The 17,850-nt window shown below is 71.7% G+C and carries 16 protein-coding genes and 1 pseudogene; 8 read left to right on the forward strand and 9 right to left on the reverse strand.

The features are described 5' to 3' along the window. Positions 1 to 170: 170 nt before the first annotated feature. Together ACP4IX_RS29665 and ACP4IX_RS29670 are read left to right on the forward strand one after the other, a co-directional pair. The gene (locus tag ACP4IX_RS29665; protein WP_426557607.1) at positions 171 to 1,172 is read left to right on the forward strand and encodes a sporulation protein; all 1,002 of its coding nucleotides are present in this window, start codon (positions 171 to 173) and stop codon (positions 1,170 to 1,172) included. Between the two features lie 137 nt (positions 1,173 to 1,309). Continuing rightward, entirely contained in the window at positions 1,310 to 1,765 is a 456-nt protein-coding gene (locus ACP4IX_RS29670; RefSeq protein WP_426557609.1) for a tellurite resistance TerB family protein, read from the forward strand. A gap of 133 nt (positions 1,766 to 1,898) precedes the next feature. Here ACP4IX_RS29670 and ACP4IX_RS29675 read toward each other — a convergent pair whose 3' ends face one another. From ACP4IX_RS29675 to ACP4IX_RS29685, 3 genes and pseudogenes are all read right to left on the reverse strand, one after another. Then, positions 1,899 to 3,227: an LCP family protein gene (locus ACP4IX_RS29675; protein WP_426557673.1), complete on the reverse strand. Its 1,329-nt coding sequence runs from the start codon at positions 3,225 to 3,227 to the stop codon at positions 1,899 to 1,901. A 342-nt stretch (positions 3,228 to 3,569) separates the two neighbouring features. Beyond that, a pseudogene (locus tag ACP4IX_RS29680) lies at positions 3,570 to 3,888 on the reverse strand (M56 family peptidase); the annotation flags it as partial. 72 nt (positions 3,889 to 3,960) lie between these two features. Beyond that, positions 3,961 to 4,347 (reverse strand): BlaI/MecI/CopY family transcriptional regulator, encoded by a 387-nt coding sequence (locus ACP4IX_RS29685; RefSeq protein ID WP_426520944.1) that lies wholly within the window; start codon positions 4,345 to 4,347, stop codon positions 3,961 to 3,963. 150 nt (positions 4,348 to 4,497) lie between these two features. Between ACP4IX_RS29685 and ACP4IX_RS29690 the strand changes: the two genes are divergently transcribed. Further along, positions 4,498 to 4,764, forward strand: coding sequence for a GlsB/YeaQ/YmgE family stress response membrane protein (locus ACP4IX_RS29690; protein WP_426520946.1), 267 nt, complete (start codon positions 4,498 to 4,500; stop codon positions 4,762 to 4,764). Positions 4,765 to 4,821: 57 nt separating this feature from the next. Further along, on the forward strand, positions 4,822 to 5,397 hold the full coding sequence (locus ACP4IX_RS29695; protein ID WP_426520948.1) for a TerD family protein: 576 nt from the start codon (positions 4,822 to 4,824) through the stop codon (positions 5,395 to 5,397). Positions 5,398 to 5,462: 65 nt separating this feature from the next. Here ACP4IX_RS29695 and ACP4IX_RS29700 read toward each other — a convergent pair whose 3' ends face one another. Continuing rightward, positions 5,463 to 5,612 carry a twin-arginine translocase TatA/TatE family subunit gene (locus ACP4IX_RS29700; protein ID WP_426520950.1) on the reverse strand — a complete coding sequence of 50 codons (150 nt, stop codon included), beginning with the start codon at positions 5,610 to 5,612 and terminating at the stop codon, positions 5,463 to 5,465. A 349-nt stretch (positions 5,613 to 5,961) separates the two neighbouring features. Between ACP4IX_RS29700 and ACP4IX_RS29705 the strand changes: the two genes are divergently transcribed. Beyond that, positions 5,962 to 6,546, forward strand: a complete 585-nt coding sequence (locus tag ACP4IX_RS29705; RefSeq protein ID WP_426520952.1) for a TerD family protein — start codon at positions 5,962 to 5,964, stop codon at positions 6,544 to 6,546. Positions 6,547 to 6,968: 422 nt separating this feature from the next. Then, positions 6,969 to 7,625 carry a DUF1326 domain-containing protein gene (locus tag ACP4IX_RS29710; protein ID WP_426520954.1) on the forward strand — a complete coding sequence of 219 codons (657 nt, stop codon included), beginning with the start codon at positions 6,969 to 6,971 and terminating at the stop codon, positions 7,623 to 7,625. Between the two features lie 109 nt (positions 7,626 to 7,734). On the opposite strand, the gene ACP4IX_RS29715 is transcribed toward ACP4IX_RS29710, so the two are convergent. Then, positions 7,735 to 8,571, reverse strand: a complete 837-nt coding sequence (locus tag ACP4IX_RS29715; RefSeq protein WP_426557611.1) for a DUF2182 domain-containing protein — start codon at positions 8,569 to 8,571, stop codon at positions 7,735 to 7,737. Between the two features lie 380 nt (positions 8,572 to 8,951). Here ACP4IX_RS29715 and ACP4IX_RS29720 point away from each other — a divergent pair, with 380 nt between their 5' ends. Next, positions 8,952 to 10,328, forward strand: a complete 1,377-nt coding sequence (locus ACP4IX_RS29720) for a YncE family protein (RefSeq protein ID WP_426557613.1) — start codon at positions 8,952 to 8,954, stop codon at positions 10,326 to 10,328. Between the two features lie 86 nt (positions 10,329 to 10,414). Here ACP4IX_RS29720 and ACP4IX_RS29725 read toward each other — a convergent pair whose 3' ends face one another. Continuing rightward, positions 10,415 to 12,043: an ABC-F family ATP-binding cassette domain-containing protein gene (locus tag ACP4IX_RS29725; RefSeq protein WP_426557615.1), complete on the reverse strand. Its 1,629-nt coding sequence runs from the start codon at positions 12,041 to 12,043 to the stop codon at positions 10,415 to 10,417. A gap of 334 nt (positions 12,044 to 12,377) precedes the next feature. Here ACP4IX_RS29725 and ACP4IX_RS29730 point away from each other — a divergent pair, with 334 nt between their 5' ends. Beyond that, positions 12,378 to 13,151, forward strand: coding sequence for a polysaccharide deacetylase family protein (locus ACP4IX_RS29730; protein WP_426520962.1), 774 nt, complete (start codon positions 12,378 to 12,380; stop codon positions 13,149 to 13,151). Positions 13,152 to 13,217: 66 nt separating this feature from the next. On the opposite strand, the gene ACP4IX_RS29735 is transcribed toward ACP4IX_RS29730, so the two are convergent. From ACP4IX_RS29735 to ACP4IX_RS29745, 3 genes are all read right to left on the reverse strand, one after another. After that, complete coding sequence (locus tag ACP4IX_RS29735; RefSeq protein ID WP_426520964.1) at positions 13,218 to 13,724, reverse strand: inclusion body family protein; 507 nt, start codon at positions 13,722 to 13,724, stop codon at positions 13,218 to 13,220. Between the two features lie 88 nt (positions 13,725 to 13,812). After that, positions 13,813 to 15,678: an alpha-keto acid decarboxylase family protein gene (locus ACP4IX_RS29740; RefSeq protein WP_426520966.1), complete on the reverse strand. Its 1,866-nt coding sequence runs from the start codon at positions 15,676 to 15,678 to the stop codon at positions 13,813 to 13,815. Then, positions 15,675 to 17,714, reverse strand: a complete 2,040-nt coding sequence (locus ACP4IX_RS29745) for a flavin monoamine oxidase family protein (protein ID WP_426520968.1) — start codon at positions 17,712 to 17,714, stop codon at positions 15,675 to 15,677. Before ACP4IX_RS29745 ends, ACP4IX_RS29740 begins: the two co-directional genes overlap by 4 nt. Between the last annotated feature and the right edge of the window lie 136 nt (positions 17,715 to 17,850).

Here is a 17,850-nt window from a genome sequence, read left to right on the forward strand (position 1 = left end):
CCGGGCGCGCGTGGGTGTTTTTTTTTGCGCCCGTGGCCCCCCGCCCCCCCCCCCTCGTTGCGGGTCCTTTGGGGGGGGTGTTGGGGGGGGGGGGGGGCCCCCCCCCCGGGGGGGGGCCCCACGGCACCTTCCTGACGAAACACACGCACGCATAAGGAGTGGACGCCACCATGGTGTTCAAGCGACTTCTCGGCTCACTCGGCGTGGGCGCCCCCACCGTCGACACGGTCCTCGACCCGGCCCCCGTCCTGCCCGGCGGCGCACTCAGCGGGCAGGTCCACCTCAAGGGCGGTCAGGCCGACTTCGACATCGAGCACGTCACGCTCGACCTCGTGGCCCGGGTCGAGGCCGAGCACGAGGAGGGTGAGAGCGAGGGCGCCGTCGTCTTCGACCGCTTCACCGTCGGCGGCGGCTTCCGGCTGGCCGCCGAAGAGACGCGCAGCGTTCCCTTCACCGTCACGCTGCCCTGGGAGACACCCGTCACCGAGCTGTACGGGCAGCCCCTGGGCATCGTGCTCGGTGTGCGCACCGAACTCGCGGTCGCCGGCGCCAAGGACAAGGGCGACCTGGACCCGCTCACCGTTGCACCGCTGCCGGCCCAGGAAGCGGTCCTGGAGGCCCTCGGACAGCTCGGCTTCGGCTTCAAGTCCGCTGACCTCGAATACGGACACATCGGCGGCACCGGGCAGCAGCTCCCCTTCTACCAGGAGATCGAGCTCACCCCCGCACCCCAGTACGCGCACCAGGTCAACGAGATCGAGCTGACCTTCCTGGCCAACCCCGCGGGACTGGAGGTGGTCCTGGAAGCCGACAAGCGCGGCGGCCTGTTCTCCTCCGGCCACGACGCGCTCACCCGCTTCACCGTCGGTCACCACGATGCCCGCGACTGGACGGCCGAGGTCGACGGCTGGATCCGCCGGCTCGTCGAGCACCGGTCCGCCTACGGGCACGGCGCGCCCTTCGCCGACCACGGACACCACGGACACCACGGACACCACGGACACGGCGAGCAGCACCACCACGACCACCAGCGCTCGGGCCCCGGCATGGGAACGGCGATCGCTGCCGGAGCCGCCGGCCTCGCGGTCGGTGTCGTCGGAGGCATGGTCGCCGCCGAAGTCGTCGACGAGGTGGGGGACTTCTTCGAGGGCGACGACGAGAGCGAGGACTGAGCGGCAGCCGGCAGCCCGCGCCGGGCCCCGGGGACGGAGCCGCGCGCTCCGTCATCCGCTTCCCCACCGCAGTACGAGCTTTCAACTGCCCCGAGCCGCGTCGCGCCGGGGCTCCTCTTGACCCGTTTGGAGTGTTCATGGCCCTGTGGGACCGCTTCAAGGAGTCCGCGTCACAGATGCAGACGCAGCTCACGGCGAAGAAGAACGACCTCAAGAGCGGCGCCTTCCGCGACGCGAGCATGGCGATGTGCGCGCTGGTCGCCGCCGCCGACGGCACCGTCGACCCGTCCGAGCGGCAGCGCGTGGCCCAGCTCATCGCCACCAACGAGGTGCTGCAGAACTTCCCCGCCGACGACCTGCGCCGCCGCTTCGAGGAGAACCTGGACAAGCTGACCGCCGACTTCGCCTTCGGCAAGGTCGGCGTCCTGCAGGAGATCGCCAAGGCGAAGAAGAAGCCCGCCGAGGCCCGGGCCGTGGTGCAGATCGGCATCGTGATCGGCGGCGCCGACGGGGACTTCGACAAGGACGAACAGGCCGTCGTCCGCGAGGCGTGCTACGCCCTCGACCTGTCACCCCACGAGTTCGATCTCTGACCGGCAGACGGGCGCTCACGCCGGAACGATCACAGTGGTGTGCCGTTCCGGCAGTCTCCCCGCCCCTCGCGGCCCGGCCCGACGCGGGCCGCCCCGCGGACGGCCGGGTTCGATCAGGCACGCGAAGCGCTGCTCACCGGATGCGTTCCGGAACGAGATCGGTTCCCACGACGAGGGTCAGCAGACCGGCAGCGGCCTCCTCGTCCCGCTGGGACCGCGCACCGGGTGTCCTGCTTGCGAGCACCTCGGCCCGCTGCTCCAAGCCGGGCGGGTAACTCACCGTGGTACTGCTGCTCGCCTCGGCGTTGCCCGTGTCGACGACGGTGAAGCCCGCCTCACGCAGTTCCTCGGCGACGGCCGCGGCTCGCCCGGGCACTCCGGTGCCGTTGAGGACGCGCACTCGTACGGCAGAGGCATGGACCGGGTTCTTCGCCTCCGCCTCCACCTGTTCCTTGTGGATCTCCTCGTCCTTGGCCAGTGACGTGAACACCTCGGCCGCCTGGGGGTACTGCCACACGACGTTGGCCTTGTCCGTGGGCACATCGGCCTCACGGGGGTAGTTCGGCACGGTGAGGAAGGTGAGCCGGTCGCCGGGGATGCCCTTGAGCGAGGAGGCGAGGCCGTAGAGCGGCTTGATGCCGGCCAAGCCTTCGTCCGTCGTCAGGGACTCGGTGGCCGACCGCAGAAAGCCGTAGAGGGCGCTGGGGTCCGTCAGCTTGGACTGTGCCTTGGCGGCCAGAGCCTCCATGAACTCCTGTTGCCTGCCGATGCGTCCGACGTCCGATCCGTCGCCGACGCTGTAGCGGGCACGGACGTACCCGAGCGCGTCCTCGTCCTTGACGGTCTGGCAACCCGCCTCCAGGTCCAGGTGGGCCTTCTTGTCGTGGATGGCCTCCTCGGGACACACCTCTATGCCGTCCAGAGCATTGACCATGCCCTTGAAGCCCTGGAAGTCGACGGACACGAAGTGATCGATGCGCAGGCCGGTGCCGGCCTCCACCGTCTTGATGGTGCAGGCGGCGGCACCGGCCACCTCGCCACTCGTACCACCGATCGCGAACGCCTCGTTGATCTTGGCGTGATGGGGTGCGGACGTCGCGCCACCGCCCTTGTCGCAGGCGGATATCTCCACCCACGAGTCGCGCGGGATCGACACGACCGTGGCCCACTCACGATTCGCGGGGACGTGCAGCACCATCAGCGTGTCCGACTGCATGGTGGTCAGGCCCTTGCCGTACTCGGCGTTGTCGCCGTCCCGGCTGTCGGATCCGACCACCAGGATGTTCTTCGAACCGGGACTGAGGTTCTCGGGGCGATCACCGCCCAACTTGCCGTCGACGTCGGCGGCGTTGATGTTGCCGTCCAGATCCTGGTAGACCCATGCGCCGACCCCGGCGACACCCAGGATGAGCACGGAGCACACGCCGGCACCCCACAGCAGGATCCGTCCCCGCCTGGTCAGCCGGGCCGGCCTGTCCGAAGAAGCGCGCCGCCTTCCCTTACCGCTCACTGAGGTCGATCCTCCGCTCAGCCGTGCCGCCCGGTTCCTGGTGTCCGGTACCCGGCGTCTCTGGCGCCGAGGAGCGAAACTCTACAGTCATGTAGAAGTTGGAGGGAATGCCTGGCGATAGCCGCACCGCCGGGCACGGTGGCTCCGCTCCCCACGGCCGCACGCGTGCCGCCTGCCGCCGGCATCCCGGCCGGCGGACCGTCGCCGAACGCCGCGAACCCGCCGCATCGGCCCGCGCCGGGATTTCCGCCGGAGTCACGCGGGCAGGTCGCGCCTGGCTCTGGACCCTCTCGATCAGAGCGGTGTCGCCGCGTGCAGGATGAAGGACATGGTCACGGCCGAGTTCGCCGTCGACATCGCCGACGACATCGCCGATGACATCGCCGACACGGCGGTTCCCGCCGCCGAGGTGGGCACCGAGGGCCGGTCACGCGGCACCGGAGCGGGCTTCAGCAGGGCAGCCGTCCCGCGCGGCACCGGCGCCGGTTCGGCCATGCCCGTCAGTGTCGCCACGGGCACGTCGCACGACACCGGCCGCCTTGCCGATCGCATGCGCCACGGCCCGTCGGCTCCCCACGGCACGGGCCGCTTCCTCGCCGGCCCACCGCCCCGCCGCGATGCCGCCCGGCCAGGCGGGAGACCGGTCGAGCGGCAAGCGGCAGGAAGAGGGGGCCTCTATGAGGCGTCAGCCTCCTCCGTCGCTCCGCGGCTGGGCCAGCAGGTCGCGCAGAAGCCGTTCGTCAGCCGGGTCGAGGGCGGTGAGGAAGCTGGTCAGCACCGCCTCCCTGTCGTTCTCCGCGTCCAGGACCCGGCGCATCTTCCGTGCCGCCAGACCCGCCGGGCCGGCGACCGGCCGCCAGACGAACGAACGGCCTGCCCGTTCACGGGCCACCACACCCTTGTCCAGCAGTCGGGTCAGGATGGTGATCACCGTCGTATAGGCGAGATCCTCGCCAAGGTGCTCGTGCACCCGGCCGGCCGTGGCCGGCCCGCCCGTCTCCCGCAGCGCCGACAGCACCAGCGCCTCCAGCTCGCCCTGCCCCCGCCGCCGGGGACGCCGACTGTCCGCCACGTCCCGTCTCCCTTCCGCCCACCACCCGTTTCCCGGGCGGACATCGTATAGACGCCCTCCGCCCACCACACCCTCTACATCACTGTAGAAGATAGGCTGTCCCGGGGCTGTTCGCCCCAGGAACAACACGGCGGTAAGGAGCGCAGAAGGATGGGTGTCATCGCCTGGCTGGTGCTGGGACTGCTCGCCGGAGCGATCGCCAAGGCGATCCTGCCCGGACGGGATCCCGGCGGTTGCGTCGGCACGACGGTGATCGGCATCGCCGGCGCCTTCCTGGGCGGCTGGCTGTCGGCCGAGTTCCTCGACCGGCCGGTGCAGCGGGAGTTCTTCGACGCCGCGACGTGGGGGTCCGCCGTCGCCGGCGCCCTCGTGCTGCTGGTCGGCTACCGGCTGCTGTTCGGCAACTCCCGGCGTTGACCGGACCGTCATCCGCACCCCTCCGTCACGCCGCAGACATCGAGAAGGAGTACGCAAATGGGAGTCTCCCTGGCCAAGGGCGGCAACGTCTCGCTGAGCAAGGAGGCACCGGGCCTGACCGCCGTACTGGTCGGCCTGGGCTGGGACGTGCGCACCACGACCGGCACCGACTACGACCTGGACGCCTCGGCGCTGCTGCTCGACGCCTCCGGCAAGGTCCTGTCGGACGGGCACTTCGTCTTCTACAACAACCTCACCAGCCCGGACGGCTCGGTCGAGCACACCGGCGACAACCTCACCGGCGAGGGCGAGGGCGACGACGAGGCCGTCAAGGTGAACCTCGCCGCCGTGCCCGCCGAGGTGGACCGGATCGTCTTCCCGGTCTCCATCCACGACGCGGGCAACCGCGGCCAGAGCTTCGGCCAGGTCCGCAACGCGTTCATCCGGGTCGTCAACCAGGCCGACCACCAGGAGATCGCCCGCTACGACCTCTCCGAGGACGCCTCGACCGAGACCGCGATGGTCTTCGGCGAGCTCTACCGGCACGGCGCAGAGTGGAAGTTCCGGGCCGTGGGGCAGGGGTACGCCTCCGGGCTGGCCGGTATCGCCGCCGACTTCGGCGTCAACGTCTGACGGAGCCGCCTTCGGTCCTGCTCGCCGGAGCAGGACCTCGCTCTCCCCCCGGGCCGCGGCTCAGCTCACTGCTCGCGATCCTTCAACGCCTTCTTCTCGCTCTTGAGGATGCGCGCGGCCCTGCCCGCCGAGCGCATCAGCTCGGGCCCCTTCTTGACCCCGAGAACGACGACCACCACGACCAGCACCAGACCCAGTTCACTCAGACCGAACACCGGATCCGCTCCCTTCCACAACGGGCGCAGCCCGGAAACGGACGCTTCACCGACCGCACGGCGCCAACTACAGTGCTGTAGAAGTCTCTTGCCGGCGCGATCTTCCAGCAAGGTCGCATTCCAGCCCTGGTGGCCGGTACGACGACACCGCGGCGCCCCGCCACGCCCGCCGTACCCGGCGCGCGACGGCGGCTTTCCGGGCCGTCCCCGCCTGCCAGGCCGGCCTCCTCGGTTGCGTGATCGTCCCAGGTGACCACGGATGCACGGAGACGGCACCCGCCCACCCGGGAGCAGAGGGAGCGGGGCAGACTCTGTGCCGTAAGCACGCAAAACGGAGGACGACTCGGACATGATCACGCTGACGAAGGAAGACGGCCCCGCGGACCTGGACGGGGTGACCCACCTGTCCATCGGCGTCTCCTGGGACCCGACCGCCGGCAGCAGCGGCGGGGTGCTCGGCAAGCTCCGCCGCAAGACCGGCACCGACCTCGACCTCATCGCCGTCGCCCTGCAGGGCGGCGACCCGGTACGCCTGGCCGGCCTCGACTCCCTCGACCCCATGGGCAACGGCTCGCTCCTGCACAGCGGCGACAACCAGACCGGCCACGGGGACGGCGACGACGAGACGGTGACCGTCGAGTTCGCCCGCCTCCCCGCCCCCATCACGTCCGTCGTGTTCGTCGCCGCCGCCTACAAGAAGGGCAGCGACTTCCAGAAGGCCCGCAACATCAGCTTCAAGGTCTACGACGCCACCGGCGGCAGCACCCAGCAGGTCGCCGACATCTGGCCCAGCCTGCTCACCAAGGACAACGCCTGCGCCGTGGCCAAGGCCGTGCGGGTGGGCGGCGCCTGGAAGCTCGAGGTCGTCAACGAGACGGGGAAGGTCAAGCAGGGCGACGAGCACGCCCTGATGCGGTTCGCCGTCAGCAAGTAGGCGACGGCCCCGCGGCGCGCTCCGGTCCGCCGGTGTGGAGCGCCGACTCCTGCCCGTGCCGCGGCGCGGGGCGGGCCCGGGACAAGCGGCAGGGGGCTCTGTCCATGCTTCCGCCGAGGGCCGCCGGCGAACTCCGGCAGCAGGTCGCGCGCGCCTGGACGCGATGCTCCTCGGGCGAACGCACCACGAGCCGAGGGGAACCACGGAGCCGGGGGAACCACGGAGCCGGGAGCCGGCATCTCGATGCCGGGGTTTCCCTACCGGAATGCCGGGGTTTCCCTACCGGAATGCCGGGGTTTCCCTACCGGAGTGTGGGGTGCAAGCTGGAAGGGAGGCCGCCTCGTCATCCCGGGCGCGGACTCGGGACACGCGGTCTCGCCACTCCGAGTGAGCTCCCCCGAGCTCGGCGGGAGGGATGCGAGATGACGGATCACGTCACCACCGCTACGCGCTGGCGCCTGGCCGGTGACTGGTTCGATGTGTGCAAGTGCGCCATACCGTGCCCCTGCACCTTCGCCCAGCCCCCGACCTACGGCGACTGCGAAGGCGTACTGGTCTGGCACATCCGGGAAGGCAGCTTCGGCGATGTACGGCTCGATGATCTCAACGTCCTGATGCTCGGCTCCTTCGTCGGCAATCCCTGGACCGGCACGCACTCCGACTCGTACGCCGCGGTCTTCCTCGACGAACGAGCCGACGATCGGCAGCGCGCCGCGCTCAGGGCCGTCTTCGGCGGTGAGGCGGGCGGGTGGCCCGCGCAGTTCGGGGAGATGTTCCACCCCGAGATGCGCGGCATGGACGTCGCCCCCGTCCACGTCGAGATCGACGAGGACCTCGCCACCTGGCGCGCCGAGGTTCCCGGCCGGGTCACGGCCGTCGCCGAGGCACTCACCGGCCCGACGACGCCGGACGGCGCACGCGTGCAGGTGCACAACGCCCCGGGCTCCGAGGTCGGACCGGGCCAGGTCGCCACCTGGGGACGGGCCACTGCCGACCGCGCCGACGCGTTCGGCTTCTCCTGGGAACGCTCGGGGAAGTCGAGTAAGCACTTCCCGTTCGACTGGAGCGGCCCCGACTGAGACGGCACGCCCCGTGGCCGGGTCCGCGGGGCGCCGGAAACCGGACGGGCGGCATGGGCGGCGCTTCGCCCGGTGAGCGAGCGCACGGTCTTCGAGGGCGCCCGGTGCGTCACATGCCGTCCATCGCCGGCATCGGCGCCTGCAGGCCGGGCAGCAGCCAGGTCTGGAACGGCGCGAGCACGGCGAGCACGAGAAACGCGACGCCCACGCCCCGGGCGAGCAGCGGACCACGGGACCACAGCTTCTCCACGAAGATCACCACGGCCAGCCCGGCCATCGCCGCCACGTTCATCACCCCGAGCGGAACCAGGACGATCATCAGTCCCGCGCAGCAGCCGACGCAGTAGGCGCCGTGGTGGACGCCCACCCGGAGGTCGCGGGCCGGGTGCCGGAACCCGGCGTAGCGCACCAGCTGGCCCATGGGGTCGCGGCAGTGCCGCAGGCAGACGTTCTTGAGGGGGCCGAGCTGGTACAGGCCCGCGAGCAGGAAGGCCACGGCACCGATCCAGCGACCGGCGGCCGGCCGGTCGTCCACGAGGCCGCCGGTGAGGGCCAGGACCGCGTAGGCGAGCAGGCCGAAGGCGGTCCACACCAGCAGATACCCGCCCACGAACTCGGCGGTGCGCACGGTCCGCGTCCTGCCGGAGGACTGCCGGCCGATCCCGCGCGCCCACGTGAGGGCCACCGGCGCCATGGACGGCAGCATCATGGCCGCCATCATCGTCAGCCACAGCAGCAGGAACAGCGGCAGCGCCCTCCCCATCGTGCCGGGCTCGGCCCCCATGCCCCGGGACTGCCCGATCGTCAGCACCCAGGCGGGCACCGCGACCAGGACGATCAGGAACCAGGCGGCGGCGAGGTCCCGGGCCGGCAGCAGTCCTCCGCCCGCTCCGGTCGGCGCGGACGGCCGGGCGGATGCGAGAGCGGAGGTCCGGGTGTGACGCATCGGCATGCACTCCTGCGGCTGTTTCCAGGACAGCACGCATTCCTCCGCGCCGCTACCGCGCACGGCCGGCCCCGGCCGGGCACGCCCACGGAAGAGCACGGTCGAGAAGCGGCGCAACGCGCAGGTGTTCCCCGACTGGATCCAGGACCGGTCCCAGGCAGATGCGGTCTCCGCCCGCGCATGTGCTCCGCCCACTGCCGGGACACGCGCAGGGCGCAGCTGGTGTGACGTCCCGGTGGGCGTTCGCGCTGGGTAAGTGCCGCCCGTCGATCACGACGGTGGCAGTGGCAGCCGAGCACAGCGCCTGACCGCTGTGCTCGGCGTGCCTCCAGCGGAGTTCACCTCCGGAAGACGTCCCACTGAAGGAAGCGACCGACCACGTGCGCATAAGACACTTCGCAGGAAGAGCGGCGCTCTCCGCTGCTCTGAGCCTCTCGCTGCTCGGCCTCGGAACGGCCGCGGCCACCGCGGACACCAGCGCCGCGCTGCCGATCGGCTCGTACCGGGACATGGCCGTCGACGCCGCTCATCAGCAGGTCTTTCTCAGTGACCCGTTCGGTGACAGCGTGGTGGTGACGGACTACACGGGCCAGGTCGTGAAGCAGATCGGCGGTGCGGACGGCGCCTGGGGTCTCGCGCTGTCCAGCGACTCCAGGACGCTGTACGTGGCGCTCCGCGACGCCGGCGCGATCGCCGCGATCGACACCGTCACCCTGCGGGAGACCGCCCGGTACGACACCGGCACCGGTGCGGGCGCCTATGCCGGCCCGACCTCCCTCGCGCCGGCCGGAGGCAGGATCTGGTTCGGCTACGGCATCGACACCTGGAGGGGTGCCCTCGGTTCCCTGGACCTGAGCGGCGCCCAGCCGGTCGTCACCACGGGCCAGGGCCTGGACACGTTCCGCGGCTCGCCCCGCCTGACCGCCACGCCGCGGGATCCGAACACGCTCGTGGCCGCCGAGTCCGACGGCAACGCAGCCGCCGTGGCGGTGTACGACGTGAGCACCGGCCGGGCCGACACCCGGGCGAAGCGCGTCGATCCGGGGCCGGACGGATGCGCGAGCCTGCAGGACCTCGCCCTGACACCGGACGGCCGGCAGGTCGTCGTCGCCTGTGCCTCGGCCCACTACCACCAGGTGCTGCGCACGTCCGACCTTGCGGACGACGGCACCTACACCACCGGCTGGTCCCCCACCGCGGTGGCCATCGACCCCGACGGCACGACAGCCGCGGGCGTCTACGGGCCGTCCGGGCCCGACGTGCAGCTGTTCGCGCAGGGCACGTCGACGGCCTACACAGCCTGGGACTTCCCGGAGCCCTCCGACTACGCCGACACCACCGTCGTGTCCGGCGGCCTGGCCTGGGCTCCGGACGGCAGCCGGATCTTCGCGGTCACCGAGACGAGCGGCTCCTCGTCCCTGACGCTGCGGGTCCTGAACCACCCGCAGGTCGCCACCGCCGTGACCGTGCAGGCCCCCGCCTCGTCGCCCCGGAACCAGGACCTCACCCTGACCGGAAGGCTCGAAGCTCCGGTGGGCTTCGGCGCCGGGAACACCGTCGACATCTGGCGGATCGACGACCCCATGGCGGGTGAGGGCACGCTCATCGGCTCCGCGAGCGTCGCCGCGGACGGCACGTTCGGCTACACCGACCAGCCGAAGGCCAAGGGCGAGGTCCAGTACACCGTCCAGTACTACGGTGACGCGCGGCACGCCTACGCCTATGGCTCGGTCACCGTCGACATCACCTCGGACTGAGTCTCTTCCCTCTTCGTCACGGGCCCGGCCCGGACGCCGCGGGCTGCGTCCGGGCCGGGCCGGGCCCACCGCACCGCGTCGGCCGGTCAGCCGGCCGGGGCGATCTCCAGAACGGGTCCGGGCAGGGCGGACCGCAGCCGGCGGTCGTGGGTGACGACGATGAGCGTGCCCTCGTAGGAGGTGAGGGCGGCCTGGAGGTCCTCCACCAGGGAGGGCGAGAGATGGTTCGTCGGTTCGTCCAGCAGGAGCAGGTCGTGCGAGCCCGTGACCAGGCGGGCGAGTTCGAGGCGGCGGCGCTGGCCGGTGGAGAGGTCCCGTACGGGCCGGGGCAGGTCGGCCTCACGGAACAGGCCCAGGGCCAGCAGTTCGTCGGCGCGGTCCTCGCCGAAGGCCGCGAGCAGGGAGCGGCTCTCCTCTCCGGCCGGGGCCGGGGCCGCCACCTGGCGCAGGAGTCCGACCCGCGCGGGCCGTCGCACCGTGGCACCCGGCTCCGGGGCGAGTTCGCCCGCCAGGACGCGCAGGAGCGTGGTCTTGCCCGCCCCGTTGGGACCGGTCACCAGGAGCCGGCCGCTCGCGGGAACATGGAGCGAGTCCAGTAGCAGGCGCCCCGGTACGCACAGGTTTCCCACCTCCACCGCGCGGTCCGCCGATCCCCCGATGTCCGCGGAGAACCGCAAGGGTTCGGGGGGTGCGGGCACCGGGTTGTCGGTGAGCCGCTGCAGCCGCTCGCGTGCGTTGCGGATGCGGCTCATGGCACCGTGGGCGCGTGAGCGGGCCCTGAACGCGCCCGCGCCGCTGAAGGCCCAGGGCCCTTTGCGCGGGATCGCTCCGAGGCGGCCGATGTGCGAGTCGGCGAGCCGGGACTGGCGGGCCACCTCGGTGCGCCACTGCTCGTACTCCCGCTCCTGCGCGGCGCGTTCGGCGGCCTTGGCGACGAGGTACCCCGGGTAGCCGTCGCCGTAGCGGCGGACCGCCCGGGTGCACGGGTCGACCTCCAGGACGGTGTCGGTGACCCGGTCGAGGAACGCCCGGTCGTGGGTGACGGCGACGAGTGTGCCCCGGTGGGCACACAGCCGCTCCTCCAGCCAGGCCACGGCCTCGTCGTCCAGGTCGTTCGTGGGCTCGTCCAGCAGGAGCAGCTCGGGCGCCGAGGCGAGCGTCGCGGCCAGGGCGAGGCGGGAGCGCTGACCGCCGGAGAGGGTGCCGATCCGCCGCGAACGGTCCAGGCCGGCGGGCTCTCCGAGGTGGCGCAGGGTGACGTCGACCCGGCGGTCCGCGCCGTATCCTCCGCGCGCCTCGAACTCCGCCTCGAGCGCGGCGTACCGGTCGTGCACGGCCGGGTCGGCGCCGTGGAGCGCGGCGCCGGTGGCCCGTATCCGCCGTTCCAGGGCGCGCAGTTCGGCCAGGGCCAGGTCGATGGCGTCGCCGACGCGCGCCGTCTCCGGCAGGTCGAGTGTCTGCGCCAGGTGCCCGGTGCCGCCCGGTGCCACGACGCGGACCTCGCCGTTGTCGGGCCGCGCGGTGCCGGCGAGCAGCCGCAGCAGTGTGGACTTGCCGGAGCCGTTGTCGCCGATGACCCCCGCCTTCTCCCCGGGCCGGACCGTGAAGGACACCCGGTCCAGGACGAGGTGGTGGCCGTAGCGCTTGCTGACGTCGGTGACGGTGAGCTGGGAGACGGCGGTGCGGGCGGACGGGGCTGCGGGTGTACGGATCAAGTGGGTCTCTTTCGTCCGGGGCAGGGGTACGAGGAGCAGAGCGGCACGAGACGTTGCGTCTCGCTTCCCTGAAGGTAGCCCACGCGCCGCGATCACGCAAGACGCCGCGTCTCGTCGGCTGCCGGCGTCGGCGCCGGGATGCCGGGCGACGAAGGGTGAGGCGGCACCGAGCCACCGTCCCGCTCCGACCGCCGCCTGCCGAGTTGTCCGCGAACTCCGCCGGAATCGTCCGTGATCGGTAACAGACGCATCCCCCGGCCGCCGGTCTCCGTCCTGTCAGGTGGCCTCGATGCGACCGAGGCCCGACGGGCAACGGCGGGAAAGCGGGGCGGACATGGCACGGCACGGTGGCGGGCGGGGCTGGTACGGCAAGGTGGTCGGGGCGGCGCTCGGCGTGACGGTGCTCGCCGTCGGCGCCTCGGTGTGGACCGCGCAGGCCGGCTCCGTGGGCGGCCCGTCGCCGACGGCGACCGCGTCGGCCACGCCGGGCGGTGGCGTCGAGCCGGTCGATGTGACCATCGTGCACGCCTCGGACGAGGGTCCGCGCGGCGTCAACATCACCATCGACGACGGCCCCGACCCCGTGTGGACCCCTCAGGTGCTCGACGTGCTGCGCGAGTACGGGGTGAAGGCCACGTTCTGCGTGACGGGGACGCAGGCGCAGGCCCACCCGGACCTCGTGAAGGACCTGGTCGCGGCCGGACACCGGCTGTGCGACCACGCGGTGTCGCACGACACCGCCATGGACAAGAAGTCCGAGGCCTACCAGTCGAAGGAGATCCTCGACGCCGAGCGCATGATCACCGAGGCGTCGGGAGGCGTACGGCCCCTGTACTACCGGGCGCCCGGCGGCGCCTTCACCCCCTACAGCCGCGAGCTCGCCGCCTCCCGGGGCATGCGCCCGCTGGGCTGGAACGTGGACACCAAGGACTTCGAGCGGCCGGGCGCGGACGCCATCGTCGCCACCGTCGAGCGGGAGCTCCCCAACGGGCCGACGCTCCTCTTCCACGACGCCGGAGGCGACCGCTCCCAGACCGTCGAAGCCCTGCGCCGCGTCCTGCCCTGGCTCAAGGAGCAGGGCTACACCTTCGGCTTCCCGGTGCGCTGAGGCCCCGGACCCCGCCCCCGCCCGGTGTGCACGCGGCGCGCCGGGTGCACACCGGGCGGGGAGCCGTCAGGGGTTCTCGATGGTGATGAAGGGGTCCCACTGGAAGTACCCCTTCAGTTGCCGGTGGCGGTCCAGGATCTGGAAGTAGAAGTGGTACACGACCTTCCCCGTCCTTTTGACCGTCGTCCGCCAGTAGTGGTCCTGGTAGTTCTGCGTGACGAAGTCCGGGCTGCCTTCGGTCCCCTCCTTGGGCATCGGGTAGACGCCGTCGACCACCTCGATCTCCGGTGTCCTGATGAGGACGTTGTTGTCGTTGCTGACGTACCGGTACAGGAGAGCCTTGTAGTCGCTGCCGAGCGACAGCGTCGTCTCCCGCCACCTGACGCTGTCTCCCGGCTCGGCCCGCAGGTTCAGCTCGGCGCCCGACGTGCCGATGATGTGGTCCTGGCGCGTCGTCATGTAGATCAGGCCGTGGTCGACCTGGGTCGGCGCGTCGGGGTTCCTGGACGCGTTGGGGTTCCGCTCGACGATGGTGGCCGCGTCGAACGCGATCAGTATGTTGAGATCAGCCATTTCCCTGCCCCTTTCGGACATCCGGGTACGGTTTCCCGGGGCGCGCCGCCCGGGCGTGCCCCGTGCTCGCTCCGGGCCGGGCGGCCCGTCAGGCGGTCGTGCCGGGCTTCGGCACCTTGTACGCCATGGCCCTCGGGTAGTCGTGCCGGCGCAGTCGGACGCGGACCAGCAGCGGTCCGGCGTTGACCGGGTCGGCGGGGTCGGTGAGGCGGGCCAGCAGGGCGTCCAGCTCCGCGGTGTCCGCGACGGCGACCCCGGTCGCCGGGGTGTCCCGGCCGGCGAACACGGCGGCGAGGCGGTCGTAGTGCCAGGGGTGGAGGACGTTGTAGAAGTCCGGGTCGGAACGGTCGCCCTGGCCGGCCTGGTCGTCCCCGGCGTAGTAGGACGGGTGGACCAGCATCTGCTCGATGCCGTAGAAGTGCCCGTTGTCCATGACGAACACCACCGAGCGCAGCCCGAGCCGGGTGTGGGTGGAGATCTCCTGGCAGGTCTCCTGGAAGGCGCCGTCGCCGACGAACACCATCGGGCGGGCGGGCGTGCGCTCGGGGGCCAGCGCGGCGCCGGTGGCCGCGCCGACCGACCAGCCGATGGACAGCCAGCTGACCTGGGACAGGAACCCGCCCGCGGGCAGCGACAGGTTCATCGAGCCGATGAGGGAGAAGGCGGCGTCGGAGACGACCGTCCAGTCGTCCCGGGTCTCGCGGCCCAGGAAGTGGTTGATCCGGTCGAACACGCCGTCGTAGGTGAGGTGCCCGGGGTGGCCTCGGCGACGGGAGCTCGAGCCGCTGATGTGGAGGGAGGCCCGGTGGTGCTCCAGGGCGGCGGGGCGGTCCTCGGGCGCCCCGTGGTGGGCGTGGGCCTCGGCGTAGTAGTCGGCGGCGAGGCCGTCGGAGCCGTACGCCTTCACCAGGGCGTCCTGGAGGGCGGGCAGCAGCTGTCCGAGCTGGACGTCGGGGAAGTAGGAGGTGCCGACGCTCACACCGCCGTTCGCGGCCATCACCCAGTCGTCGCCGACGCACTGCTCGCCGCCGAGGTTCTTCGAGGTGGACCAGGCGCCGAGTCCGATCCGGCAGGTGGCCCAGTCCTTGAAGACCCAGTGCACGTCCGGATGGCTGGCGTGGCCGTTGTACACGCCGTGGAACTGCGGCAGGTCCTCGTCGACGACGGCCTTGGCGCCGACGGTGGTGCAGAACGGCACCCCGGTGGCCTCGACCAGGTCGGTGAGCCGCGCGCCCAGGCGGAACCGGTCGATCTCCTCGCCGGCCCACACGACCGGGCGGGGCCTGCCGTCCGGGCCGGGACGCTCCTCGATCAGGGTGAGGATCGCGGCGACGGCGCTGTCCAGCAGGGTCTGGCCGCGTGCGCCGAGCGGCCGCTCGCGGCGGCTGATCGGCTCCTGGGGCTCGGCGCAGGGCTCGTCCCACAGGTCCTCCATGACCTCCAGGTAGACCGGCCGGCGCTCGGTCAGGCAGGCGGTGAGCGCGGCGTCGATCTGGCCGGGGGCGAGGCCCGGGTTGGAGATGACCTGCGCGTCCACGGTGACCTGCCGGTAGACCTCCAGGTTGCTCTCCGTGCGGGGGCTCATGTGGGAGGTGAGCAGGCCGAGGGCGCGCTGGTTCTGCCACTGCTCGTAGGGCGGGGAGGCGTTGACGGCGACGAGCGGGACCCGTTCGACGTAGGCGCCGCCGCAGGCGTTGAGGAGGTTGAAGGCGCCCACGCTGTAGGTGACCGCGGCCGCGCCGACGCCGTGGATGCGGGCGTAGGCGTCGGCGGCCTGGCCGGCGCCGCCCTCGGTGGGAGTGCCGACCCACTCGATGTCGCCCTCGGCGTGCAGCGCGGTCAGGAACGGGCCGAGGTGGTTGCCGGGGACGCCGAACAGGTGGGTGATGCCCAGCTCGGCCAGGCGCCGGGCGAGGTAGCGGGCGACCGTGCACCCGGGGTTGATCGCGATCACGACGAGAATTCCTCCTTGTCCGGTCCCGGAACGGTGACCGGCGGGGCGTGGTGGACGGCGACGGCGGCGCGGACGGCGCTCTCCAGGGCGCCCTCGATCCAGGCGTGTTTGAGGGAGGTGTGCTCCCCGGCGAAGTGCACGGGGCCCTCGGGACGGGAGACGTCCAGGTGGAAGCTGGTCATCTGGTGCGCGGTGTAGATGGCGGCCTCACCGAAGGCGTACGGGTCGCGGGCCCAGCTCTTGGTGGCGCCCCGGCCGGTGAAGAACACCTCGATGCGGCGGCCGTGCAGGGCCTGGAGGTTGCGCAGGGCGTAGACGTAGCGCTCGGCGGGGCGCATGGAGTCCCAGCGCGCGGCGTCGTCGGACCAGCAGTACGAGGCGAGCACGACGCCGCCGGTGCTGCCCTCGACCCGGTGCGAGGGGTAGTACGTGAACCGGTTGGGGTTGTCGGTGGCGGAGCCCCCGCCGAAGCTGTGGGTGGCGGGGCGGACGGCCGGGCCGCGCAGCGGCATGGTGCCGTCGATCCGCCGCATCTCCTCGGTGACGCCGCTGTCCTTGACCGCGGCACCGAGCAGGCCGGCCTCCGGATCGGGGAGGGTGACGCGGGCCCGGGCGCCCTGGTCGGCGCCGAGCCGGTAGTGCTCGTAGAGTCCCGGCGCGATGGTCTCCAGCTCGTCGCGCCAGTCCTCCTCGGTGAACTCCCACCACCGGTGACTGAACTCCAGCAGCACCTTGGTGGCCTGGTCGTAGTGGGTCTCGATGACCGCGCGGCGCTTCTTGTACGACATCGAGGGGACGATCTCCACGAAGCGCAGGGCGGAGAACGGGACGGTGACGATCGCCAGGTCCGCGGTCCACAGGCGCGGCGGGGCCTGGGGGTCGTTCTCGGCGACGGTCTGCACGGCCACGCCCCATCCGTCGGGGCCGACGGCTCCGGTGCCCTCGGGGTCGGTGTCGCGGCTGGGGTCGTGGTACTCGAGGCGGATCATGCGGTGGCCGAGCCGCACCTCGTCGCGCAGGCCCTGGTGGAGGGCGTGCGGCAGGCGCCAGCTGCCTCCGGGTATCTCCCAGTAGCGGACGGTGGAGTTGATGTCGCTGCGGCTCAGGAAGCTGTGGAAGAAGGAGAGGTGCAGCCGTGAGGACATGTTCTCCAGCGTTCCGACGGCCTCGATCGCCTCGTCGCTGAGCCCGGCGTGGTCGCGCAGGAACCCGCCCATCGAGTAGCCGTCGAAGTCGCGGATCACCCGGGCCCAGCCCTCGACCCACTCGTCGAACGGTTTGTTGACGCGCTTTCCGTCGACCACGTCGGAGTAGTAGTCGCGCACGCTCTCCAGGGCGTCGTCGACCATCTTCACGACGGGGGCGCGGACCTCGTCGTCGGTGAGGTGGAATCCCTCGTTGATCCGTTCGGGGCCGGCGGCGTAGTCGGCCCGCCGCACCTGGACGCGGTTGGCGCGGATCCAGGTGTTGCCGCGCTTGTCGGGTTCGCGGAAGTCGGGGCTGTCGTCGCCGTAGGTCCACGTCCGTCCGGTGAAGGAGGTGTACGTCACCGGCGGGACGGGGACGTCGGGGCCGCTGCCGGTGGAGGGGTCCACGTCCACGTTGTAGAACTGGCGGCGGCCGAGCCCCAGCTTGTCGACGAGGGCGAGGACGAGCGGGTGGAAGTCGGGCAGCCGCATGGCACCGGCCTCGGCGTACTGGGCCGGGTCGGCGAAGGGCTGGTGGTGCTTGGTGGCGCGGAAGGTCTTGATGCGTCCGCCGACACGGTCGGTGTTGGCCTCGAGGATCGTGACGTCGTGGCCGGCGTCCTTGAGCAGACGGCCCGCGACGAGGCCGGTGATGCCGGCGCCGACGACGAGGATCTTCTTGCGCGGGTGGCGGGTGGCGCCGAGGCGGCCCGTGTCGATCAGGGTGTGGAGGTAGTCGAGCTTGAGGTCCTTGCCGTCCGGGCCGACGAGCAGGAGTTCGCGGGCAAGTCGGAGACAGGTCTGCCAGCGCGCACGGGTGGCGGAGTTTTCCCGTGGATTGTGGGTCATAGCTTGCGATCGTAGAGATGGAGAAACGATTTCCCGGCCCGTTCCGCGGACAAAGTCCAAAAAGCGGCGATCGCACTGCTCGACGGGAATTCGACTTGCCCGCATTACTCATGACGGGCAGGTGTTCCACCAGGGG

It is taken from the genome of Streptomyces sp. WG5, from assembly GCF_049974565.1.
Classification (GTDB): Bacteria; Actinomycetota; Actinomycetes; order Streptomycetales; family Streptomycetaceae; genus Streptomyces.